Here is a 22,551-nt window from a genome sequence, read left to right as displayed (position 1 = left end):
GTCGCCGCCGTCCATCCCACGAATGCAGCGAGTGGCAACTCCCCGCCCTCAAGATCGATTTCGCCCCTTGCTCCAAGGCCGCACCTTCGGCATCGCCCCAGTCAACTCCACCTCCCGCATAATCCCGCCCGCCAGCAGCCCTTCGCGCACCCAGCCCAGCGCCTGCCACCAGTCGTCGTAGGCTTGGCGCGCTGCTTGGATCTGTTCGCGATAGGGGCGCCAGGTGACGGGGCAGGCCAAAACCTCGACAGTACGCCACTTGCCACGCGTTTTCACTCGCTCGGTGCCGACGACGATGGTGGTCGCGCGTCCTCCATGCTGGTTGCGTTTCATCTCGACCGGCACGCATCGTGGCAAGGCGCCGGGCATCCAGTCCGGGGTCAGCCCGGCCCTTGCCAGTTCCGTCACGCGGATTGCCATGCGGATGCCGCCGAGGCTGTCGGGCATCCCGGCAACCGTAGCAGCGATGACTTCGGCGTCTGGGTGGGTGTGGCTGCCCATCTTGTGCTGCCCGCCGTCGATTTTGCACCCAAGGATGGCGCGTTGCAGCAGGACATATTCAAGGCCAAATCCAAAGCCTTCTTCAGCCCCGTCCTTGGGCGGCGGCAGTTCCAGCTGGGCCTTCTCGACCCCGAAGGCCCATTCCAGCGCCGCCTGCACGCCCATCGCCCGTTTGACGCTTGCGCCGTCGCGCCCGATCCGGCCGAGGAGGCTCATGGTCGCAACTCGTCAAACAGCGTCATCTGTGCCGGGCGCTGGGCCTGATCCGTCGGCCGCCAGATCCACGGGCCCGAGGCCGTGGGCAGCTGCGAGAGAGCGCCACGCATATGCTGCTGCCAGTGGATGAACTCCGTTGCCGAGCAGGCGCAAAGCGCGTGCCCGATTGGCCAGCCCATCAGCCATCCGACGAAGAGAGGGTTCAGCCGCTGCCGTGAGCGGCCCTTCAAGATCCGCCGACAAGCGGCGCGCCCATGCGAGGCAATCATCGAAGCCCACAGCGGGCGCGAGATCGGGGCGTGCAGCGAGGACCCTGCACCATGCCTCGTGATCGCCGGGTCCGGGCGGGTGAAGCCCTGCTCCGCCCGATAGTGCAGGATATCCATGCGGCTTTTGCCATCCGCCCGGGTGATGCTGGCCTCCGAGCTTCCCTTCCAGTTCTGCGCGGCTGGCGTCGGCCATTGCGCCGCCTGCGCGGGAATGGGCGGCCTCCCGCCCGAGCCATAGCTCTGCCCGGGCCCGCCCTTCGCGCCATCCGTCGCCTTGGGTGTCGACCAGCTGGTGATGCCCAGCGCCAGCGCCTCGGCCTTCCGGGTAAAGTCGCTGTTGCCAGCCGGATTGTAGCTGGCGGTGCCGGGATGCAGGCTCATCGGTGTGGGCCAGGATGAAGATCCGGAGCCGCTGGTGCGGCGCGCCGACTTCTGCCGCGCTGAACAAACCCGCCGCAGGCGTGTAGCCCATTGCCCAAAGCTCTCGTAGGACGGTTTCAAGGCCGAGGGTGACGTGCCCGGCGACGTTTTCGAGGAATACCCATGCGGGACGGCATTCCCCGATGACCCGGGCGACATCTGGCCAGAGGTGCCGGGGATCGTCGGCGCCACCGCGTTTTCCGGCCGCGCTAAAGGGCTGGCAGGGATATCCGGCCAGGACGATGTCGAAGGCGCCGCGGAAGGGACGGGCGTCGAACGTCCGCAGGTCGGTCCAGATCGGGGCCGGGGCGAAATACCGCGTGGCTTGGGCTGCGATGAGGACGGCCCTTGGCCAGTCCTCCCACTCGACGAAGCAGCGCGTGTGATATCCGGGCTCAGTGAGCATGAGGCCCAGATCCAGCCCTCCGCCGCCTGCGCAGAGGGACAATCCGTGCCGGGGACGTGACACCATGCCATTCACCGCACTCCCCGCAATCGGAGGCGTTCGGGGGTGACGAGGCCGCGCACCAGCATCAGGTCGCGGATGCTGTTGTTGATCGCGCTGACGGGCAGGAAGCCGTCGGCGTTAACCATCTTGGCGTAGAAGGCCGCCTTTTCGTCGTCGCTGAGCCGAGGAGGATCTTCGCGCTTGCGCCGCCTTTTGGCCTTCTGGCTTTTGGCATTCGCGATTGCCGTTTGCGCATCGCGCTGGGCGGCACGTTCCATGAACCGGTCGAGGGCTTTGGGGCCATCAGGCGGGTTCGGGTGATCGGCCCGGGTCTCGAGCGCGACCTCGAGAATCCGCTGCTGCGACAGCCCGAGATCATCGATCCAGCGGCGCACATGGGTGCGGGCGGGCCAGCCCTGCCACCAGGCGGGCAGGGTGGCGTTGGCCGCGAAGCCCAGCGCTGTGAGCAGTTCCGCGAAGAACCGATCAAATTCGGCCTCGCGCGCTTGCGCGTCCTCCTCCTCCTTTACAGGTTTACTTAAGGGTTCTCTTACAAGGTTAGTCTCCGGATTCCGGAGATGGCTTTGGGCAAAATCCGGAGATGGGTTTGCCAAAAATCCGGAGTTGGCCCCATGTCCGGTTTCCGGAGATGGGGTGTCGTCCCGTTCTTCCTCCGTTCCGGAAACCCCATCTCCGGATTCTGGACATGGGTCTTGTGGGAAGCCCTCCTCGAACGCCAATATGTAGCGTGTCGCCTGGCGCTTGTGGGTGCGTGGGTCATGGGTGCGGACGCGGTGGATCAGGCGCAATTCTTCCAGCTTGGCCAGATGCGCGTTCAGCGCCGAGATCGACATTTCCGCATCCTCGGCCAGCCGTTCCTGCGTCGGGAAGCAGCCGAAATCCGGGTTGTGCCGGTCGCAGAGAAACCAGAGCACGATCTTGGTGGCGGGTTTCAGCCCGCGTTGCTGGATGGCCCAGACCGTTGCCTTATGGCTCATGGCGCGGCCCTCCGAACTGGCAGCTGCGCGCGGCTGGTGAAGCCATTGTCGGCCAGCGCGCCCAGCGCGTCGTCGACGGATCGAACCAGCGCCCAGCCAAAGCCTTGCGAACAGACGGTGTCGCGGAAGACCTCCTGCGATTTGCGCAATCGGCCGGTTTCGCTCTTGATCTCGAGAAACAGCACGCGGCCGCCGCAGATTACGATCAGATCGGCGAACCCGGCATGAACGCCCATGCCGACGAGGATCGACTGACGCTTCGCGCCGCGGGGCCCGACCTCGGTCACCTCATTGGCGCAGTGATGGACGACGGCGTCGCGGGGCAGGGCGAAGCGCAGGGCCTGAACAATGGCGCGCTGGGCGTCGGCCTCGGGGGTGCTGTGCCGGTTCATGCCGCACCGCCTTTCGGGAACGCCGCCGCCGCGATGGCGTGCAAGGGGCGGCGATCCAGGAGGCGCAGAACTTCCAGTGCGTCGCTGCATTCCGCGGCATCATCGGTTTGGCCGACGACTACGCGGGCGGCGAGGATGACCAAGGATTCCGGATGCTGTGTGGTGTCGGCCAGGACACCGCGCGCCTCGGTCAGGCGGTCGTGCATCCAGTCGCCGGTGGTCGAGGTCGGAATGACGGGCGGGTGGGACAGAAGGCTGGTCATTTGCGGCCCCGCCGTGTGCGCGCGGGGCGGGTCTGTTCCTGCGCGTTGATCCAGCTTTCGACCGATGTGCGCCGGTAGAGCACCTTGCGCCCGATCCGCGTGCAGGGCGGGCCGATCTGGCGGGCCTCCCAGCGCGCAAGCGTGTCACAGGCAACGCCGAGTTCACCGGCCAGTTGTTCGCGGCTGATCCAGTCGGCCAGCAGGTTCAGGGGTTGGACCTCGGGGGCCGGGGCAATGGTCTGCATATCACTCTCCCATCCAGATCCCGGCAAAGGCCGGAGACGGGGCGAAGGAAGCAGACGGGCAGGACCGGAACCTAGGCAGAGACCGGAATTGGCGCAGCGCGGGCCATTCCGGTCCTTGTTTCATTGGGGTTTGGGCGCGGGACCGGAATGCGAATCGGAATTGCCGCCCAGCGCCATTCCGCCAAATCCGGATATCTGTGGCAGATCACACCCGATGATCGCGGCTGATGCCCGTGCGAGTGGGATTTCACCGGATGGGCACGACAGCAGCCGTGCGGCGGGGGCGAAACACCCGTTCCGGCGTCAGGGCAGGGCGCAGAAATCGCTGCGGCGATAGGCCTCGACAAGGCTGCGCACGGCTGGGGGCGCGATCACCTCGACTTTGTCACCCCATGTGTAGAGGTGCCAGGCCATTTCCAGCCAGCCCCCGGCGGTGAAGCGCACGGTCAGGCTGCCGTCGTCCTCGTCCACCATCTGCTGGTCGGGGTGAAACAGGAAGCTGCGCGCAACAGCCGCCGCCGCAGGGGCGAACCGCCATTCCACCGGGCCATATTCGGCCTCCGAGTGGAACGAGCCGAAGGCCCGGGCAGCGTGCTTGCCAAGGTCAAAGTCAGGATCACGCACGAAGGAATTGGGCAACAGGCTGGCGCGCGCGATCCGGTCCAGACGGTAATAACGATATTTGCTGTTGCCGATCTCGCGCGCGATCAGGTAGCCGCGCATGCCGAACAGCACACCATAAGGTTCGACCGGCCGCGACCGTGGCGCGCTGTCCTGCGCCGCCGCATAGTCGATCTGGATGGTGAACGGGCCTTTCATCGCGGCGTCGATCACGCCGAGCACTTGGGCACAATATTGCGCGCGGGGGCCCGGGCGGCAGGCATGGCCGCGCGCTTCCAGCACGGCCTCTGCATCCACCTCGGCGCGCCGGGCAAAGGTCGGGGGCATCGTTGCCAGCAGGCGATTGCGCAAAGTGGTCAGTGCCACCACCTCGGTCACGGCCCCGTCGCGTTCGGCACGCCGGATCCCCATGTCCAGCGCCGACAATTCGCTGTCCCGGATGCCCTGCAGGTGCAAAAGGCGGCTGTCGGGCAGTTGCCACCATTTGCGCCGATCCTTGTCGGTGCGCGTCTGCACCATCGGGAAGGCGATCTCCAGCGCGCGCGACAGGCGCTGCGCGGTGCGCAGGGTGACACCGAAGGTCTCGACGATCTGCACCAGGCTGATACCACCGGGCCGGGCGGCGGCCTCTTCCGCCAGACGCATGATGTCGAGGGCCTTGCCCAGCCGCTTGTTATCCATGTGTAATCCCTGACCGAACCTGACAGGGAAGTTAACGACAATTCGTTTCAAATGCGAATAGCTGATCCTTGTCAGCTCAAGCCGATTCTACCTGCGCGTGTTAAAGGTCGCTGGGGTGTATTTTCACCCGGTTCTCCAGACATGGCTGTGCGAAGCATCTTGAGGCGCGCACGTCGTCGGCCTGTCTGCTCGCAAGCCGCTGTTCGGGCGCGCGTTTCCCGCCATGCCCGGTGCTGGCCCGGGTCTGGCTGCGTGAAGTCAGAAAGAACGACCCATGAGCCTGCCACCCAGAGCCTTCTATTCCTTGACCGAAACCTGCGCCCGTTGGGGTTGCGCTGCTGCCGACCTGGCCGCATGGGCCGCCACCGACCATTTGACCCTGATGACCAGCATCGCCGCGGCGATCTGCGGCAAGCAGCCCATGGCCGGGATCGTCGCAGTGTCTGCGGCCGACATGATGGCGATGTTCCGCCGCCACGGGCCGAGCGATGAGGAATGCCGGGTCTATCGCATCCGGCCGCAGGGCAGTGCAGAGTGGCAATACATCACCGAACCGGCAGCTGGCGTGCTGGTGAAGATCACCGACATTCTGCTTCTGGCCGAGGAAGTGCACAGGTTTGAGGAAGAGCGCGACCTGCTGCGGCGACCGATGACGTCGAACGGGTCCGCACCGCGCTACGATTGGGAGGGCGTCAACATCATGCTGTTTCGGCGGATCAACGATCAGGGCGTGCCCGCGACGCAGGCCGAGCTGATCGCTGAGGTGCAGGATTGGTTCGCCCAGAACTCGCCCAATGGCGAAATCCCCGAGGAAAGCACCACGCGCAAGAAGATCGCACCGATCTGGCGGGCGTTGCGCGAGCGGGAATAGCCGCGATCAGGCGCTTTTCTGGTCCTGATCGGCGTCGTGCACCAGCTGCGGGCGGGGGCGGAAGATGCTGGCGACAGCATTGACGCCATCGCGCAGGGGCGAATCCATCAGGTGCGCATAGCGCTGGGTCGTCTGCATCTGGCTGTGGCCCAGCAGCTTGCCGATCATCTCCAGCGAGGCGCCACCACTGACCAGCAGGGATGCGAACGTGTGGCGCAGGTCATGGATGCGGACATCGGGGATTGCGGCCTCTTTCTGGATCCCGACCCAGAAGCGGCGGATTTCCTTGACGGGCTGGCCGGGCGTATCGCCGGGGAACAGCCATGGATTGCCGCGCGGCACCAGCAACTGGCGCTGGCGCACGATCGCTGCCACCTCGCCCGAGATCGGGATGCGGTGGATCTTGCGCTGTTTGGTGGTGGAGGCAGGTTTCGACCAGCTGCCAAGGTCAAGGTTGAACTGCTCAAACCGCGCCTGGCGCACCTCGCCCGACCGCGCACCGGTCAGCATGCAGAGCCGGATGATCCCGGCCGCACGCTGATCCTTGGCCGCATCCAGTGCTTTGGCCAGCCGCCCGATCTCCTCGGGCGTCAGGAAGCGTTCGCGCTCGTTCTCGATCCGGCGGCGAAATCCGCTGGCAGGATTATCCGCGCGCATGCCCCAGCCGATGGCCAGCGTGAACATCTTGCGCAGAACCTCGCCCACCCGGTTGGCGCGCACCGGCGTGGGCTTGGCCCCTTGCAGTTTGCGCGCGCGGTTGTTGGGTTTTTCCTTTGACGGACGTGCCCGGCCTGCTGCGATCTTGGCCAGTAGCTTTTCCACATCGGCATTGGTGATCTCGGTCACCAGCTTCTTGCCCCAGTCGGGCGCCACCAGCTTGTGCATGATCGTGTACTGATCGGCGGCGTTGCGAGGGGCAAGATGCGGCGTGTGTTCTGTCAGATAGCGCGCGATCAGATCGTTGATCCGGGGGGCCTCGCGCGACGATTCCCGCTGGCCAAGAGGGTCGATCCCCTCGTCGATGTCGCGCCGCAATTCCTTGGCCCGCTCGCGCGCGGCCACCGTGTTCCACTCCGGCCAGCGCCCGATCACCATCCGCCGCTGGCGCCCTGATATCCGGTAATCCAGCGTGAACGCCCGGTTGCCGGAAGGGTAGATCGTGATCGAGAACCCGCGCACATCGGTGTCGAAGATCTGGTAATCCCGCCCCAGGTTCTCAGCCTCCCGGACGGTTTTCTCATTCAGTTTCAGCCTGTTGACCATGGATCGCCCCCATCTGCTCGTCCGACATGAGGCGTAGATTCGCGCCCATATCAAGCAAAGCATGGCGACAGGACCGGAATGCAGGCGGTGACCGGAAATGGGGAGGGCGAGGGCGTTCCGGTGATCCATGATTGGAAGCTGTTTGAGTAAACAGCAGGTCTTCGCAGGCGCATCGGTTAACGCCCGGCATCGTGCCCCGAGACGCTTGTTGGCTTCCGGACAAAGGGTCAGAAGTGCTGCCTTTCGTACCGGGTTGCTGAGGTTGGGGTCGAATAGGGTTTGATCAGGAAAGAAATTTCCGTCAGGACTATCGCGAGGGCGAAGGGAAAATAGCGCACGATGGCATTCAACGAGGATCGCCAGATCCTAAATCTAACGGACAGCGAGCTCGAAGACCTAGTCAAGAAGTGGCTCGCGAAGGTTTCGGACATTTACGTCGGATTTGAGCGTCCCACGGCGTCGGCTGACATGGGGCGGGACGCCGTCGGCTTTCTTTCGGCTCGCCGGTACGACGGCGAATGGCACAACTATCAGTGCAAGCATCTAAAAGCGCCATTGGGCAAGGCCGAGTTCGTCACCGAATTAGGAAAGATCTTCTACTATGCGGGTCAGGGCGAATTCACGCTGCCCACCAGCTATATTTTCGTCTGCCCCAATTCGGCAGTCCGGGACGTCAAGAAGGTAATCGACCGACCCTCGCTCATCGCGGACTTCCTGATCGACAATTGGGAAGCCTATTGCCTCAACGGCATATCGACGACACCATGCCCGCTGTCTCCGGCTCTGGAGACAGCTATTCGCGCTTACGCGTTCGAGAAGGTCGAACTCTGGAAGGCAAGCGAGCTGGTGGAGAAGCCTCAGATGCGGGCCGTCCTGCACGAACATCTCGATATCGATCCTGGCGAGGCACCGCGAATGTCAGTGGCTGATGTACCGGCCGATGTCGCTGACGAGGAGTCCGCTTACGTGACCCAGCTTGTGGCGGTGTTCGCCGCGGCCAGCGGGACGCCGTTCACAAGTTACACGGACGTCGTTGCCAACGTCACTTACGGCTTCCAGATCATCAATGCTCGCCGTCGGTATCTCGAACGCCAAGCGTTTCGGCGCCATTTTCGTGACAATCTTCCGGCCAGCCAGATCGACAATGTCGACGAGGACGTCCACGAGACCGTGATCGATCAGTATCACGCGCTGGACAAGTCGCCGCTATACGAAAGACTTACTCAGATTATGGGGGCTGCCTCCACCGCCCAGGTTACCGGCGCGCTTGGACGGCACAATCGCGTGACCCCCAGCGTCAAACAGGGCGCGTGCCACCACTTCGCGAATGTCGGACGCATGCCATGGGCTTGACCCTTCCCTTCGCCCAGCCGCAACTGTTCAACACTCCGCTGGAAGCTGGTGTGCGGGCGCTGCTCATTCTCGACGCTTTTGCGCCCCAAGCTTTCGACGTCGCAACCATGTCGCTACTGGACTACTACATCGTCCACACCGGCGACGCGGGTGGTCCGCCCAGCCTCCACCCCGAGATCAATGCCCGTGCCGGCGAGTATTTCGTGCGGCGCCACTTGGTGGAAGAGGGTCTGCTTCTGATGGCACGCGCATCTCTCGTCGAACAGGTCCTTTCAGACGGCGGCATCACGTTTCGGGCGCATGAAACGGCAACTGCGATGATCGATCTGTTTGGAAGCGCCTACAATCGCCGCCTCGCCAACGCGGCCAATTGGCTGGCTCTTGAGGCCGCTGCTCAAGGGGTCGACACGTTTATCCTAGGTCTGAAGGATGGCCTGGAGCGCTGGTCTCATGAAATCGTTGGCAAGGCCGCTGATGATGTCTGATCGGCGCAGGATCATTATTGACCAGCTGACGTTCACCGGGCCCGAGCGCTCGCCGGTCTCTGTTCAGTTCAAGACGGGCGTGAATATCATCTGGGGTGCGTCGAACACCGGCAAGTCATTCGTCCGCAAATCCATCGACTATCTTCTAGGAGGAGAACTTCCAACTTTGCCTCCCGAAGGCAATGGGGTGGACAATTATCTCCTTTGGCTCACCCTCCCCGGTGATCAGAAACTGACCTTGCGGGCGTCCGCGCTGGGCGGCGATATTTACAAGGCCGACGGGCATCTGCTGGCCGTTGACGAGGGTTCGCCTGAATACGAGGTATTTTCGCGCAAACATGTCAGTTCTCCCAACGTGTCGCGCTTTCTCCTGTCCAGAGTCGGCTACCGCGAAGCGCAGCTGTTGAAGAACGAGAGGGCAGAGAAGACGCCATTTTCGCTCCGTGTGGTCATGCGGTACCTTCTCATCGACGAGACGAGGATGATCGATGAAAAGAGCCTTCTTCTCGCACACAACACTACGGTAACCTCAGAAGACAAGGGGCTGCTCAAGTTTCTGTTGACTGGCGTAGATGGTTCTTCGATCGCTCAGGTGCGGTCCGGTGATCAGCTCAGAGCAGTAAAAGAAGGGCAGATCGAGCTCCTCTCCCAGATGGCCGATCAGTTGCGAAAGTTGATCGATGACACAGTAGAAACCAGCGCGGTTGTTGCTGATCTCATGGCAGCCGAACGGGAGAAGGCCGAACTTCTCGACATAGTGGCAGAGCGCCAGAACAATCTGGATGCGCTAGCGCTCGAGGAGCGCAGCTTTTCCGATGACATTCAGGGCTACCAAGCGCGGATCGCGGAGTTGAATGCCCTGAAGGTACGGTTCGACGAGCTCGCGCGCGTCTATTCTTCCGACATTGATCGTCTCGAAGGCTTGGAGGAAGGCGGTTTTCTGCTGCAACGCTTCGCCACAATCAATTGCCCATTGTGTGGGGCTTTCCCCGACCACCAAAAGCACGACCATGGTCTTGGCGGCATCGAGCAACAGCGCTACGCCGTCGAGTTGGAAATGGAGAAGATCCGTGCCGAGGCCCGTGACCTTGCCGCGGCGCTCTCCGATGTTGACGCCGAAATCGTGGAAGTTGAGCGGCTCATAGTCGTGGCGGGTGACCGTCTGAACGCAGCACGCCTCGCGCGAGTCCAAGCTGCGCAGAGTGAGGTGTCGGCCCGATCCATTTTCTTCAGTGCGAGTGCGCGATGCGAAAAGCTTGAATCCGACTTGGACACCCGCCGCCGAGTTTCCGATCTCGAGGCCCAAATCGCGCGCATCAAGGCGACGACCGTGCCATCAAGACAACGCGCCGAAGGCATCGACGTCAATCTCGACCTCTCGAACAGCGAAGCGTACGAACTCTCGGCAGTCGTGAAGAAGGTCCTGAAGGCATGGAACTATCCTGGCGCCGACGCTGTACATTTCGACAAGGGCGACCAGGACATCGTCGTCGATGGCAAGCGTCGCCGTGACAATGGCGCGGGGGTTAGAGCGCTGCTGCATGCCGCCTTCAAGATCGGCGTGCTCGTCTATTGCATCGAGAAGGGGCGGCCGCATCCGGGGTTTGTCATCCTAGATTCGCCGCTTTTTGCCTATCGCCCCGCGGAAGAGGAACGCTTTGAGGATCTCACTGACGATGAATTGGAATTGCGCAAAGCTGACGTGGCGACGCATTTCTACCGGTATCTTCAGGGCATGTCCGGACAGGCCCAGATCATCGTGATCGAGAACCATAAGTCCGATCAGGAGGTCGTCACGCCCTACACGAATTATCAGTTCACCAAGAACCCGAGCATTGGCCGCGCTGGCCTGTTTGTCTGACCTCGTGCTCCGACATGCGCATCGTTGGATCGCTAAGCTCTTCGGGATTTGCTTTTCACCTCAACGCCACCTCAACCCACAAATGCAGCTTTGCGCCATTCCAAGCCGTGGCAATCCTTCGAAATCCGTGCATTGCCACCGAGCGACGACCAGCCTGTATTGTGATTTCAAAGGCTTGCGGGCTAAGCTACTGAATTGAAGCGATAAGTCAAATTCCGGGTCCATAGGCTCATAACCTGAAGGCCGCAGGTTCAAATCCTGCCCCCGCAACCAAAATTACCTATACAGATCAAGACGTTAGCAGCCGCCCCAAGGGGCGGCGTTTGCGTTTCCAACACCCGTGGAAGCACTGTGGAAGCAAGAGGGAACGAAGTCCTTCATATCCCTGGGGGATTTTCTGACCGTGCTCACGCAAAACAGTTACGTTTCCTGCGCAAAGGCGCGAGCGAGCGAGAGCGCTTGGGCTTGTATGTCGCTGCGTTCCACGTCTTTGGTCCACCAGCCCTCCTTCTCCTGGAAGCCGACCCCTACCAGAATAGCGATTAGTTTCTCCTTCGGCTCCTCGGGCTCTTCGAGATAGAACTCATATCTATCTGGAGCCTCGCTGATGCACAGATGGAACTTGGCAGCGTCACCGTCGTGGTCTCGCACGAAATACAGACCAGGTTCCTCTTCTGTCGACGTTGCTTCGAAATAACTTGTCGAAAATCCGTATGGCCTCATTTCAGACGCGAGGCTGTCGTACAGGCAGTAGGTAAACAGCTCTGCATGTCGTCCGTTCATCTGCGTCTTTCTGAGAAGGTAAATGCCTCCATCCTCTGAGAAGCGCATCATTCTGTAGGTGCCGTAGTCGTAGACCGACGGCGTTGCGAGGATCGCCTCACGCCATGGATCGATTTCCGATGCAGACTCGATAACGCCCCCAAGGTCAGCGGCATATGAGCCCGGGTCCTCAAGTTGATCCCAGAGGTCCTTTAGGACTTGGCTTGGCCGACCACCCGCAGCTGCATTTCGAAGGAGTCTCTTCCAACCCCAAGCCTCGTCGTATGAGGTGGTCAGCAACGATCGATTTCTGCCGACATTCGGCAGGAAATCTCCCGTCGCGAGAAGTGCGCGCTCCCAGAGCCGGCCAGATCCTTTCGGGTGTTTCACGAGGTCGTCGAACATCTGTGAGGCGTATGCGAGATAATGCTCGAACGGTTTCGCTAGCTCGTTTGCGGTAGCTGGATCAAGACGCTCGAGCTCGGCATCTACCTCACCAAGCTTCAAACCGCAGCAGCATAGCAAGAACCCAATCTGCCCTCGAAAATAGGTGTGCCGCTCTGCTCTTTCGAGCCGGTCCGGCCAAACGCCGCCGAAACCGATGAGATGAGCCTTGATCCGCTCCTCTGCGACCTGCTCGCGGGAGAAACCTCTCACGTCGCCGTCCGAACTGGCGAGATGGTTGAGGATATCGTTCATCCGCGGCGTGAGCTCCCGAAGACCAGCAAAGCTCCGACGCAGGTCTTCGGGGCGATTGTAATCGGTGTTGGTCGCGAGGTTGGAGACGACCCGCATCCATGCATCGAAAGCAGTGGAATCAATTTCTCCGGGCGAATGGACTAGGAACTGGGTATAACCGGCAAACTGAGCAAGCTGTTGGAAGGTAAGGCTGGTCGGCTTGGTGAGTATGTCCTGAAAAAGAGCCTGTTCATCGAGGTGCCTCGTGTCGGGAAGATAGCAGTGGAACGTTTCGGGCCCCGCGCTCCACCGCTCCAAGAGCGTGATCAGCGCCAAGACCATTTCCTCATCCAGCCAGCCCCTGTCGTGAAACCACGTATAGCTGCTAGCTCGCGCCATGGAGCGAAGGTCGGCCAGATCAGCCGAGGTCTCAGTAGCTTCGGGATCCCTTGTAACCATGATAACTGTCCGCAGCAGGTTCATCATGGCGTCGTCGAATGTGGCAGTCTTCCTATCACGGAACGGCCAGAAAAAATCCGACCAGCGCGTATCGATCCGATGAGAGAAAAAGTCTGCGAGAGGCGTCCCGTTGCAGAGATCCGGCAGAGTGTCCTTGAACTGGCTTTCCAGATGTCTCTCGAAACGCGCTTTGAATGTCTCGAATGGAGTCAGCGGTTTCCCGCGTGCGTTCATCTTGATGTACAAATCATCCGAGAGGTCGAACTGCTCAAGATCAAGAAGTTGAAATGTGATTGCGGGAGCCGTTTCGTCGATCAATCGAGCATACAGGCCTGAGGTTTTCTGGAATACCTCGTGCATCCGGTCCAACATTGACAGTGCAGCACGAATCGTTGGATCGAACCGCCAGCTGCGAAAGTACCAAGGCTGGTCAGTTATCATCCCTACAATATCCTGACACTCCCCGGCTGAGATATCCGGCACATAGTTAGCAAAAGCGTTGATGAAATCCCGACTACCGGGACGAACTTCATAGCTAAAGCGGGATCGTCCTGATGTGACGATTCGAGTGCGGAGATCTTCGCTGCAGCCGTCGACCCAAGCGAGATACCAGTGCAGCAGGAACAGCGTGGTGAGCCGCTGTTGGCCGTCGAGCGGCTGGAAGGAGCCGTTTACGACGCTCCCGTAGACGAAGTCGAGATCTAGGGGCAGTGTTGGGTCTTCCTTAGGCAGGCGCAGCGCGTCGTGGAGGGATTTAAGGAAATCGTCTCGGACGATGTGCTGGTCCGCCCGCCCTTGCGCGTAGTCCCGCTGGATGACAGGGATCTCGACACGGCCGTGACGTTCGATCAGCTTGCCGAAGGTGGTTCGCGAAGTCATCGGCTTGCCCCTCCTTGCCCAAGGAAGAATCGCGTCAGCGTTCGACTGATCGCGTTTAGGTAGTCCTGAGCGTCATGTTCGGTCCAAAACATAACGTTGCCAACCGTGCGACTGTAGCATTTCAGGAAAACGTTGCGAGTGCACAGAGGTACGAAGATCCCGGACCTGTCGTTTTTCAGCAAAACGCTGCGCTTCACCGCAAAGACCGCATTTCGATAACCGCGGTTGGTCCGAGAGTCGAGCAGCGTCAAGTTTGCGAGGTCGTGATCAGGGCCCGCCGTAGCCTCATTGAAGAACGATAGAACCTTGCCATCGATTTCCTCAAAGCTCGGCCGGCTCCCAGGCTCAGAGTGTGGGTCGAGGTAGGTTGCGATGCTCTCTGCAAGCGCTTGCTCGTCTTCTCCCCTGGCAGTTCGCAGGAACTCTAGGCAGTGGTGCAGCCATTCACTCTGCGCTTGCGGTCGTGAAGGTCGTTCGTCGCTCACTGAGCGTATGTGCTCGATATCCCAAGACTCTCGCTTGAAACTATCGAACTGGAACCGGATGTTTGACCGCGGATCCTCAAGCAGCGTTGCCAGATTGAACAAAAGGAGCAGGCTCCGCACCTTGGGTGCATTTGCGTAGTCGACTGTACGGCAGAGATTGGTGATCTCTTCCTCAAGTTCATCTAGGGGAGCCGCCGATAGATCACTTCCGATCACCATCCGATAGACCCGATCGCGAAGACCTTGGGAAAAATCGTGTTTGCTAAATGTTTGGCTGTCAGCAAGCAGTTCGGTAATCGTGGAAAGGCCACCACCGGTCTGATTGAGAACAAACCCAAGGACGTGGAATAGGTATCGGTCTTCGTACCATTCCTCCAGCGCCATGAAGATATCTTTCACCTTGCGCCATTCGATCTCGGCACTTAGTTCTGCGCTCAACAGGTCTGAAAAATGGGAAAATACCGCGTAGTCTTCCCCGTTCAACGCATGGCCTTCCATCCTTGCAGCGAGCCGAAAGACAAGGCCGATCCGATTTGCGTCATCGAGGTCGGCGTTCTGCAGGAAGTACCAGACGGAGTTATCCTGCAGCCGTTTTTCGATCTGATCCCATTCGTAAGCAATCCGTAACGAAAGATTGCCGGTAGCATCGTCCTGGGCCGCGCGGCGCAGGAACAAGGCACGGACCAGTTCAGCCTCCGTAAGTGGTATCTTACCTATGTTCAGTCGGGTGAAAGCTGCAACCGGATCGTCATTGGGCGCCAGCTCGTACCAGATGACCTTCACGTTCCGACCGGCCTCATCGTCGTTGAGCAGATGCTGCAGAAGCTTTAGCGCATGCATTCGGTTGCGGCCGGCAAGCCATTCCTCAATCGCTCGCCAAGCCTGGCAGATGTGGTAGAAATCTACGTTCTCGTTGGATCGGTCGAGATCGATTTCATCAAGAAAGGCGCGGTCACGGGTCTCGTAGTCGATGGAAAAGCGTTGTTTACCGAGCAGTGTGAGGATTTCATTTCGGTGGGAGAGCAGGATAAAGATGGTTGTCAACCGCTGCTGCCCATCAACGACCTCGTATCCCCCGTCTTCCAGCTTGCGGACAACTAATGGCTGCAGGCAGTAAAAGGAGGTTCGGCGTTTCTCCTCGCTGGCTTGGATGAAGTCCCAGATGTCGTCAAGGAGTTGGGTAACCTGTAGCCGGTCCCAACGATATCCTCTTTGGTACGCGGGAATCCAATACCGCGCGGGGGACCCGTTTTCATCAACGAGCAACCTATTTATTGACCTCAACTCAATTGCGGCGCTTTCTAATGGCATCTCTTTTGTTCCCTGTCCTCAATCCCTTTGTTGCTTATAGCGCCCAATCTTCGCCAAAATGATGCGACAACGGTTCAATCTGCTCTGGAACTTGGTCTTTGAAGGTTACGCCCAGATAGGTTGCAGCGCGGGTTGCCCCCACATAAAGGTATTTCGAGAATAGATCAGGATGCTTGGAGACCGTTTGGTCGAGGTCGACAAAGAAGACAGCTTCAAACTCCAAGCCTTTGATGTGCCGAATGTTGAATACTCGTACATCCCGGTCGTTGCCGACAACCTTTCCGTCCTTACAGGCGACAGCAGAAAGGTTGATATCTTCCAGCCGATCATTGAGTTCCAGAGCCAGCGGTTCCACCTGCTCTTCCTCATTCACCAAAACGGCAATCGTCGTGGCCTTCTGAACCATTCGATCGATCTCGTGAATACGCTTGGTTAGCCATTGTGCGACGGCAGAGATGTCGCCGAGGCTTGCATGCCAAACTGGGGGCAATCCCTCAGAATCGAGGCGGTCGGGCAGGATGATTTCATCTGCCTGAGAGCCGCCGATGGTGGCAATTTGCTTTGCAAGATCAACAAGGCGTCGGCTTTGTCGATATGAAACTGTAATAGATTTGCGTTCGATCTTTTCGCCTATCCAGTTCAGCGCTTCATTCGATTTGAGGCCCCAAGAAGTCAGTCGTTGATTTATGTCCCCACAAAGAAAGAGCGAGCCGGTCAATGGATGCGCGAGCTCGTTCATGCAAGCGAGCTGTACCCGCGAAAAGTCGGTTGCCTCGTCGACGAAAACCTGTGCCCTTTGAATGTATCGTATGGACGCGAGTGGCCCTGCTGCTGGAAGTTCGAGCTCGGTTCGGCTGCGATAGTTGTTCAACAGTTCGTTGGCGATCTGGAGCGTCGCCAGCATCACGAGGTCAAGTTCCTGCCAGTGGATATCCGACGCCTTGGCGGGCGTCACCTCGTACCACCGTTCTGCCTTCGCCATTTCGCTGCGGAAGCGCTTGTATCTTGTCGGGATCCCACGGAGGAAAAGCCGTTCAAGGCGCTCGAACTTCCTCAGCCGTGACTGTTCGACTAACAGCTTCCCAAGTTCGGAAATCTCGGCATCGGCTGGGATGCGGTCCGGACCCAGCCACTCGAGAAGCAAGCCATCTTGCGACTTCTCCGAGACGCGACGTCGCGCCCGCCGGGCCTTAGCCAAAGACTTCAGGGCACGTTCAAAACGTACCAAGGCTTGCTGCCGGCTTACCGGGCGACCGGCTTGCGGCACACTGGCCTGTTCATCTTCGTCGTCCAGCGCGACTTCAAATTCGTCATCCTCGTCCGCGCCTTGCGGATCTGCGGCGAGCTGCCGGGAGATTTCTTGGCGAAGAAAGTCGGGGAAGTTGCGATCGGCATGAGTGAGGGCGTTGCGCGCTCGCGTGAGAATGCGGTTGATTGCTTCGGTCCGTGAGGAAATTGCTTCCCGGACTTCGGGAATAAGTCCGGCGACGCTCCGCATCGTATCCGCATAGAAATCACGCCCAGGCCTATTGAATGGTTCCCCCAACAGCTCCCCAATTGCGCTCAGATCCGGTGCGTCACTCTTCGCTAAAAGATCTGCATCTGCGCGCAGTTCGTCCGCAACTGAGGCGTCGATGTACTCTCGAAATTCATCATACCATTGAGCCTCGTCCAGCACTTCAGGCTTGAGGTAGTCCTGCGTACGTCGTTCGACGAACGGACCAGTTCCCGCGCTCGTTCGCAGCAAGCCAAGCTCCTCGCGCGCCAGCTCACGGCGAAACTCGTCCCAAGTCCGGATGTGCCCGTCACTTGCGGCCAGACCTTCCTTGTTGAACGCCTCTTTTACATATTGCCTAAGCAGCTCGGTCGGAGAGAACAGAAGCCAGCTGCTCTCATGCGGCCTGCCTGTTTCTTCCTCCAATTGTCGGATGAGTCGTGTCTCTTCCCCCGACTCTTCAAGAGCCTGCCGGTCCGTCTTCTGGCCAAGGCGTCGGATGAGCGTTGTGGTTTTACCTGTTCCCGGTGGCCCGGAGAGGAAGCAGCGACTGTTGATGGGCATCCGAAAGATCTCATCCTGGTGCCGATCAAGAATCGGCTGATCACGCAGGCCCATTTGCGTGAGGATCGCGCGGCGCACGCCCTGTACGATGTTCGCGTCAGTTTCGTCGTCCCAAAGCGCCTCGAGGTCGCCCTCTTCGATGTGGGCGCTCGGTTCCAGTAGCTCACGCAGCGACCCAACGGTGAAGCGCCCGAGGCCCCGTATGTCGATTTCCGTGTCCTTGGCGTCCCACTGTCCTTGCTCGCGTTGTGGCTTGAGGCGCGCAGAGCTATCGACCAGAAGGTCCCGCTCGGTGTTGCCGAAGCGAAATGTGCCTTCATCGCCAGCTGCTAGGGATGCGATGCGGCCCAGTGGCGCCCTGTAGCTCGCAATCTTGAAGCCGGGTACTGTACGGGGAGTGCCGCGAGTGATGAAGATGGTGTCTTCTTCATCGTTTTCGTCGATGAAGTGTATGCGCGCGATGACAGGCTGCTCGATCAGTGCAGCAAGAGCGTCCATTTCTGCATCTGCGACCTTCCCGAGATGGCTCACCTGCTGCGGACTGTTGAGTGTATTTATGCTTGCAAATGCACTGGCGTCGCTCTTCCGATGCGATGTCCGCGCCGCCTCTGCGTCACCGGCCACCTTTTCAATGCAGGTGAGCGAGTCTTTCGCGATGTCGGCAAGGACTGCCTCCTTGTTATTCATGCTCGTCTCCCTGTCCGTCAAACTCGAATTTTGACCTGCCACACTATAAGAGCGCTGCCAGGTCGTGGTGTAATTGATGTGAGCAATAAAATGCTTACAAGATTAGAGTAGATGAATGATTGGCTGCGTATCACACACATCCCTCGCGATTTCGACAACATGGCGGTGATGGGTCAGATAGATCGCTTGACCGCTCCGGCCGATCTGCTCCATGAGACGGCAGGCGGCACGCGTTCGATCTTCATCAAAGGTCTCGAAAACATCGTCGCAGAAGAAGGGTAGTTGAACGCCCTGTGCTACCATTTGTTCGTAAGCCGCGGCGCGCAGCGCCAGATAGAGTTGAAACCTCGTACCCTTCGACATGTCGCCGATCTGCTTGGGGGTGCCGCTAGCATCGACCGCCAACAGGATTTCAGACGCACCGTCCGGTTGCGTCAGCAGCTTCTGGTAGGCGCCATTCGTGAGCTCTGCAAAGGCACGCTCAGTGGCTGCCATCATGTCGCTCCGATGCCTGTCGCGATAGCGGCGGATGGCGTCTTCGGCGAGGCGCAAACCGAAGTCCCACTCCAGGTAGTCAAGAACCGCCTCTTCAATCTGCATCTGCAGTGTGGCGCGCCGCTCGACCAATTCGGCGATCTCTGCGCCGCCGGTGACATTGCCGAGGTCCCGTTCAGCATTCGCCCGCGCTCCGGTCGCGGTGGACATCCGCTCTTCTGCGAGGTTGAGATCGGTCTCTAGCGACAACGCCTTCGCTTCGAGTGTTGTAGCGGTTTCATCGGCAAGTAATTGGCGGGCTTCCTCGACCCTCCGCAGCGAGAGGTCGTCAAGGATCTGCCGTTCGATTTCAGCGATTCGTTCTCTTTTTACGATGACGTCCAGGCCCTTGCCCACAGAGGTCCGCAGGGCGTCAATAGTGCTGGTATCCACCGTCTCCGGAAACACCGCACCAAGTTCCACCACTTTCCTGGCGATGTCTTCGAGCTTCGCCTCGAGTTCCGTTCGCCGAGTTGCACCGTCCTCAAGCCTAGTGCCGAGCTTCTCGTGCTGTGACTTGTCAGCCTGCGCTTGTTCTGCGAGCTCCCGCAGGCGCCGGAACGTGTCGAGAGGATCGCTCTCCCCGATGCCGAAACGCGAACCAAGTGAGCCCGTGGCTTCCGTGAACCGACGCTGGTCGTCCTGCATCGTGGAGACCTGACGCGCGGCCTGTAGCCGCTTCGCGTCGTGTTCGCGCAGTTCGCGCAACTGCCCGGGTGCGGCGATGAGCCTGTCGGGTGAGAGCATCTCGCCGAACAGATCATCCACCCTGGTCTTCCAGGCCAAAGCCGACTTTCGGGAGGCGTCTTCGAGGGCTTCTTTCTCGCCCTGCCGGCGTTCAAGATCCTCCTCCAGGGCGGCGGTCTTGTCTGAGGCCGCGCGCACCTTGTCCTGGTAGAGGCGTTCGGTTTCCGCATGACGGCGTGCGGCTTGCAACGCCGCATCAATTGTCGGGGTCTCCAACGCGACGAGGGGCGTGAGCGCCTGACGAAGCCGCTCCGCCCGATCCAGCGTCTCCCGGTGGTGTTCGGCAAGCCTGTTCCGTTGCCGCTCGGCGGTTATGGCCTTGGCATGAAGCGCAACCCAGTCCGAAAAAGCCGAAGGTGAAAGCGCCGGAAGCCCGATCTGCGAGCATAGACCGTGGACTTGGCTCTCGAGCTCTCGTGCCTGCTCGGCGAGCCCATCGCGCTGTTCCCGGGTCGTCGTCGCGCGTGCTTCCGCGTCCGCCAGATCCTGAAGAAGCTTTCGTAGTTCGCCGAGCTCGCTGGCGTGGGCGAGACGCGCAGCGTTGATGTCGTCCACGGTTTTCATCGCCGGCGCAAAGCTGTCGGCGCTCTCGGAAGTCAGCGTCTCGCGATGCGCTTGCCACAGCGAGTCACGCCGGGCCCGGGCCTCCCGTTCCACTTCGTCACTGGCGATCCTTGCGTCTTCCGAGAGTCGGGTGGTTTTCGCCTTCACGGCGGCGATGTCCTCGTCCAAACGCTCCAACCTGTCGTCAAAGCGTCCGAGCTTCTCCGACAGATCGGCATGGCGTTGGGCAGTGTCTGCTGCTGTCGATGGATCGGCCGGGCAGACCGGGAGGGCGCTGAAGGTGCATGCTCCGATGAAAAGCGCGTCGAGCGCCTGCTCCTGGGCCGTGTCGGCAGACGCGATGGCTTGTGTCGCCGTGGCGATTGCTGGTGCCAGGGCATCGGCGTCGAACCGTTTGAGGAGATCCACCAGCCCCAACTGCGGCGGATCTTCCAGCAATGATTGATGTGCCTTCTGTGCTTGGGTGATGCGGGTCTGCAAGCCTGCGATCTCGCGTTGCTCGGTCTCCCAAGCCGCGGCGGCGTCTCGCATCTTGTCACGCAGGTCTTCAAGTATGGCAATTTCTCCCGGCGACGTGACAAGTGCGGTGACATCGCAACCTTCGGGCGCCCCCAGATCCTGGGCGATGCGTGCCATGTCCGAAAGAGCCTCATCATGGGCCCGTTCGCGTCTGGGAAGGTCCAGCACCGCCGTTTGCGTCCGGCTGCGCAGTTCGTCCAGATCGTTCAGCTGCTCGCCGAGGGCGAGGCGGTCCGCGTCCATGACCAGCGCGGCGCGCGCCTTTTCCGCCTCGTCAAGTTCGTCCAGCAGCCGCCGCAACTCGGCATCCGCCTGTCCCCGGTCGGTCCTCATCGCGACGAGGTCTTCGGGATTGATGTCGATCCGCTCGGGATAGTTGGCGCAGTCGGCGATCTCGTCCGCGAGGCGGCCCATCTCACCCAGTTTGGGCAGGGCCCGGCGCAGCGCAGCAATCTGCGCCTGTTCGGCGCGAAGCGCGTCCCGTGCCTGCCGAGACTGCGCCTCTTCAGCCTTGGCGGCCTGAAGCGCATCCTTCAGCTTTCGCCACGCGTGGGCGCTGACATCGAGGGTGCGGATGTTGGTCTCGACCTCACCCAACTCGCGCTTCAGTTCCGCGACGCGCGTGGTGCTGGCGCGCTTCTTGTAGAGGCCGTTCGCCTCGGCCCGCGCCTGTTCCAGAACTGCATTGAGGTCCGCGACACCGGCTGCCGCGGAGAACAGCAAACGGCCGATATCGCCTCGCGCGCTGGCGATGTCCTCACCGCCTTTTTCGATGGTGTCGTCGTCGAGGCAAAGCAGGCTGCGGTAGTCGTCGAGCGACAGCCCGCCGAGGTGCGAGGCGATCGCGGTCTCGGGCAGGGCCGCGTCGGCCTCTCCCCAGAGGTTGCCGCTGCGGGACGGCAGTCGCGTGAACAGGCGGGTTTCGCCTCCGATGTCGAGCAGACCGGAAACGCGAAGATTCTGTCGCTGGTGCTGAAACCCATAGGGCTCCCGATGGGGAAAGCCGTAGAGAAGACGCAGATAGGCTTCCATTGTTGTTGTTTTGCCGGCTTCGTTTGAGCCGTAGATCACATGGAAATCCGAAGCCTGACCGGCTTTCCCGAAATCGAGGACCTTGCCCGTGAAATGACCAAAAAAGTCGAGAGAGAGCCGCTCGATTCGCATCAGGGCGTCGCTCCCTTCATTCGCGCAAGGATCCGTTTTGCGCCGGCTTCTGCGAGACGCCGCGCAAGCTGGTCCATTGCAGCTTCATCAGGCAACAGTTCGGCACGCCGTTGCGGCGCCAACTCCTGCAGAATGCCCTCAATCTCAGCACGGCAGGTTTCGGAAAAACCGGGTTCCTCGCTGATGGCTTTCATGATCTCAGCCAATTCGTCCGTGGCGCTGTGCCCGGGCTCTGCGGTGTCGGACAGGTCGAACACGACCTTGTCCAGCCAAAGCGTGCCTGTCTCCCGAGCATATTGCGCGGCGGTCTCTTTCCAGACGTCCTGATCGCGCAGGACCTGCCAACGCCGCCGCGTGCGACCGGTCAGTTTAAGACGGATCACGGCGCTTTCCGACACCAGGTTTCGCGCCGTATCGCGCAGGGTCCGCCTAAGTATATCGCGCAGGGCGTCGTCGTTGTCGGTATCTGCAACGTCGACCTGGATGTGCAGGAACTCCACAGCCGAGGTCGGCACTTCTTCGATTTCGATCGCCTGGTCGATGGTCAATAGTGTCGCGGATTTCGGACCGGGCTCATCAACTGCATCGGCATCGGATTCCAGCGCGGCACCCACACCCGTTGGCAGCTGGTGGCCAACGACGGCACTGGCGCGCCGACGCTGTCCGACATGGGGACGGGTTTCGCCATCGCCACCGGCGGCGTGTTGACGCTCTTCATCGCCGCCCCGCCGAATGGCAGCGTAAGCGTTTCCTGGGCGGCACCTTCCCAGTTTTTGCCTGACCTGCGACTCCGCGCCTGAATGATATCGGGCAGGA

General features: G+C 60.6%; 18 protein-coding genes and 1 pseudogene. 4 read left to right on the top strand and 15 right to left on the bottom strand.

Annotation, left to right across the window (positions count from 1 at the left end):
• Positions 1–48: 48 nt before the first annotated feature.
• The 8 genes and pseudogenes from HS053_RS18930 to HS053_RS18900 form a co-directional block, all read right to left on the bottom strand.
• Complete coding sequence (locus HS053_RS18930) at positions 49–717, bottom strand: hypothetical protein (protein ID WP_174212814.1); 669 nt, start codon at positions 715–717, stop codon at positions 49–51.
• The gene (locus HS053_RS22400) at positions 714–1,367 is read right to left on the bottom strand and encodes a DNA methyltransferase (protein ID WP_241699940.1); all 654 of its coding nucleotides are present in this window, start codon (positions 1,365–1,367) and stop codon (positions 714–716) included. Before HS053_RS22400 ends, HS053_RS18930 begins: the two co-directional genes overlap by 4 nt.
• A 49-nt stretch (positions 1,368–1,416) precedes the next feature.
• A pseudogene (locus HS053_RS22395) lies at positions 1,417–1,812 on the bottom strand (DNA cytosine methyltransferase); the annotation flags it as partial.
• 71 nt (positions 1,813–1,883) lie between these two features.
• Entirely contained in the window at positions 1,884–2,852 is a 969-nt protein-coding gene (locus tag HS053_RS18920) for a helix-turn-helix domain-containing protein (RefSeq protein ID WP_174212812.1), read from the bottom strand.
• Complete coding sequence (locus HS053_RS18915; RefSeq protein WP_174212811.1) at positions 2,849–3,244, bottom strand: VRR-NUC domain-containing protein; 396 nt, start codon at positions 3,242–3,244, stop codon at positions 2,849–2,851. The genes HS053_RS18920 and HS053_RS18915 overlap by 4 nt, the downstream gene beginning before the upstream one ends.
• Positions 3,241–3,507, bottom strand: coding sequence for a hypothetical protein (locus HS053_RS18910; RefSeq protein ID WP_241699939.1), 267 nt, complete (start codon positions 3,505–3,507; stop codon positions 3,241–3,243). The genes HS053_RS18915 and HS053_RS18910 overlap by 4 nt, the downstream gene beginning before the upstream one ends.
• A complete protein-coding gene (locus tag HS053_RS18905) occupies positions 3,504–3,752 on the bottom strand; it encodes a helix-turn-helix transcriptional regulator (protein ID WP_174212810.1) in 249 nt (82 codons plus the stop codon). The genes HS053_RS18910 and HS053_RS18905 overlap by 4 nt, the downstream gene beginning before the upstream one ends.
• Positions 3,753–4,055: 303 nt before the next feature.
• The gene (locus HS053_RS18900) at positions 4,056–5,054 is read right to left on the bottom strand and encodes a helix-turn-helix transcriptional regulator (RefSeq protein WP_174212809.1); all 999 of its coding nucleotides are present in this window, start codon (positions 5,052–5,054) and stop codon (positions 4,056–4,058) included.
• 274 nt (positions 5,055–5,328) lie between these two features.
• Between HS053_RS18900 and HS053_RS18895 the strand changes: the two genes are divergently transcribed.
• Positions 5,329–5,925, top strand: a complete 597-nt coding sequence (locus HS053_RS18895; protein WP_174212808.1) for a hypothetical protein — start codon at positions 5,329–5,331, stop codon at positions 5,923–5,925.
• A gap of 6 nt (positions 5,926–5,931) precedes the next feature.
• Here HS053_RS18895 and HS053_RS18890 read toward each other — a convergent pair whose 3' ends face one another.
• Positions 5,932–7,188 carry a tyrosine-type recombinase/integrase gene (locus tag HS053_RS18890; RefSeq protein ID WP_174212807.1) on the bottom strand — a complete coding sequence of 419 codons (1,257 nt, stop codon included), beginning with the start codon at positions 7,186–7,188 and terminating at the stop codon, positions 5,932–5,934.
• A gap of 339 nt (positions 7,189–7,527) precedes the next feature.
• Here HS053_RS18890 and HS053_RS18885 point away from each other — a divergent pair, with 339 nt between their 5' ends.
• Genes HS053_RS18885 through HS053_RS18875 form a run of 3 tightly spaced genes read left to right on the top strand, consistent with a single transcriptional unit; the run spans position 7,528 to position 10,887 of the window.
• Complete coding sequence (locus HS053_RS18885) at positions 7,528–8,541, top strand: ABC-three component system protein (protein ID WP_174212806.1); 1,014 nt, start codon at positions 7,528–7,530, stop codon at positions 8,539–8,541.
• Positions 8,532–9,026 (top strand): ABC-three component system middle component 2, encoded by a 495-nt coding sequence (locus HS053_RS18880; RefSeq protein WP_174212805.1) that lies wholly within the window; start codon positions 8,532–8,534, stop codon positions 9,024–9,026. Before HS053_RS18885 ends, HS053_RS18880 begins: the two co-directional genes overlap by 10 nt.
• Positions 8,992–10,887 (top strand): coiled-coil domain-containing protein, encoded by a 1,896-nt coding sequence (locus HS053_RS18875; protein ID WP_206677636.1) that lies wholly within the window; start codon positions 8,992–8,994, stop codon positions 10,885–10,887. Before HS053_RS18880 ends, HS053_RS18875 begins: the two co-directional genes overlap by 35 nt.
• 420 nt (positions 10,888–11,307) lie before the next feature.
• On the opposite strand, the gene HS053_RS18870 is transcribed toward HS053_RS18875, so the two are convergent.
• The 6 genes from HS053_RS18870 to HS053_RS22200 form a co-directional block, all read right to left on the bottom strand.
• Entirely contained in the window at positions 11,308–13,665 is a 2,358-nt protein-coding gene (locus HS053_RS18870; RefSeq protein WP_174212804.1) for a DUF262 domain-containing protein, read from the bottom strand.
• Complete coding sequence (locus HS053_RS18865; protein ID WP_206677635.1) at positions 13,662–15,416, bottom strand: DUF262 domain-containing protein; 1,755 nt, start codon at positions 15,414–15,416, stop codon at positions 13,662–13,664. The genes HS053_RS18870 and HS053_RS18865 overlap by 4 nt, the downstream gene beginning before the upstream one ends.
• 79 nt (positions 15,417–15,495) lie before the next feature.
• On the bottom strand, positions 15,496–18,207 hold the full coding sequence (locus tag HS053_RS18860; protein WP_174212802.1) for an ATP-binding domain-containing protein: 2,712 nt from the start codon (positions 18,205–18,207) through the stop codon (positions 15,496–15,498).
• A 102-nt stretch (positions 18,208–18,309) separates the two neighbouring features.
• Complete coding sequence (locus HS053_RS18855) at positions 18,310–21,735, bottom strand: ATP-binding protein (protein ID WP_174212801.1); 3,426 nt, start codon at positions 21,733–21,735, stop codon at positions 18,310–18,312.
• Positions 21,735–22,283, bottom strand: a complete 549-nt coding sequence (locus HS053_RS18850) for a hypothetical protein (RefSeq protein WP_174212800.1) — start codon at positions 22,281–22,283, stop codon at positions 21,735–21,737. Before HS053_RS18850 ends, HS053_RS18855 begins: the two co-directional genes overlap by 1 nt.
• Positions 22,280–22,551: hypothetical protein (locus tag HS053_RS22200; RefSeq protein ID WP_206677634.1), on the bottom strand; the 272-nt coding region annotated here is incomplete at its 5' end. The genes HS053_RS22200 and HS053_RS18850, both read right to left, overlap by 4 nt.

The sequence above is a fragment of the Tabrizicola fusiformis genome, from assembly GCF_013328815.1.
Lineage (GTDB): Bacteria > Pseudomonadota > Alphaproteobacteria > Rhodobacterales > Rhodobacteraceae > Fuscibacter.
This window is presented reverse-complemented; position numbering and strand designations above follow the sequence as displayed.

Bases quoted from the DNA above. Each gene is read 5' to 3' on its own strand.
- HS053_RS18905 (WP_174212810.1), bottom strand. From the start codon at position 3,752: ATGCAGACCATTGCCCCGGCCCCCGAGGTCCAACCCCTGAACCTGCTG.
- HS053_RS18885 (WP_174212806.1), top strand. From the start codon at position 7,528: ATGGCATTCAACGAGGATCGCCAGATCCTAAATCTAACGGACAGCGAG.
- HS053_RS18895 (WP_174212808.1), top strand. From the start codon at position 5,329: ATGAGCCTGCCACCCAGAGCCTTCTATTCCTTGACCGAAACCTGCGCC.
- HS053_RS18915 (WP_174212811.1), bottom strand. From the start codon at position 3,244: ATGAACCGGCACAGCACCCCCGAGGCCGACGCCCAGCGCGCCATTGTT.
- HS053_RS18880 (WP_174212805.1), top strand. From the start codon at position 8,532: ATGGGCTTGACCCTTCCCTTCGCCCAGCCGCAACTGTTCAACACTCCG.
- HS053_RS18890 (WP_174212807.1), bottom strand. From the start codon at position 7,188: ATGGTCAACAGGCTGAAACTGAATGAGAAAACCGTCCGGGAGGCTGAG.
- HS053_RS18920 (WP_174212812.1), bottom strand. From the start codon at position 2,852: ATGAGCCATAAGGCAACGGTCTGGGCCATCCAGCAACGCGGGCTGAAA.
- HS053_RS18875 (WP_206677636.1), top strand. From the start codon at position 8,992: ATGAAATCGTTGGCAAGGCCGCTGATGATGTCTGATCGGCGCAGGATC.
- HS053_RS18855 (WP_174212801.1), bottom strand. From the start codon at position 21,735: ATGCGAATCGAGCGGCTCTCTCTCGACTTTTTTGGTCATTTCACGGGC.
- HS053_RS18860 (WP_174212802.1), bottom strand. From the start codon at position 18,207: ATGAATAACAAGGAGGCAGTCCTTGCCGACATCGCGAAAGACTCGCTC.
- HS053_RS18910 (WP_241699939.1), bottom strand. From the start codon at position 3,507: ATGACCAGCCTTCTGTCCCACCCGCCCGTCATTCCGACCTCGACCACC.
- HS053_RS18870 (WP_174212804.1), bottom strand. From the start codon at position 13,665: ATGACTTCGCGAACCACCTTCGGCAAGCTGATCGAACGTCACGGCCGT.
- HS053_RS18930 (WP_174212814.1), bottom strand. From the start codon at position 717: ATGAGCCTCCTCGGCCGGATCGGGCGCGACGGCGCAAGCGTCAAACGG.
- HS053_RS18900 (WP_174212809.1), bottom strand. From the start codon at position 5,054: ATGGATAACAAGCGGCTGGGCAAGGCCCTCGACATCATGCGTCTGGCG.
- HS053_RS22400 (WP_241699940.1), bottom strand. From the start codon at position 1,367: ATGAGCCTGCATCCCGGCACCGCCAGCTACAATCCGGCTGGCAACAGC.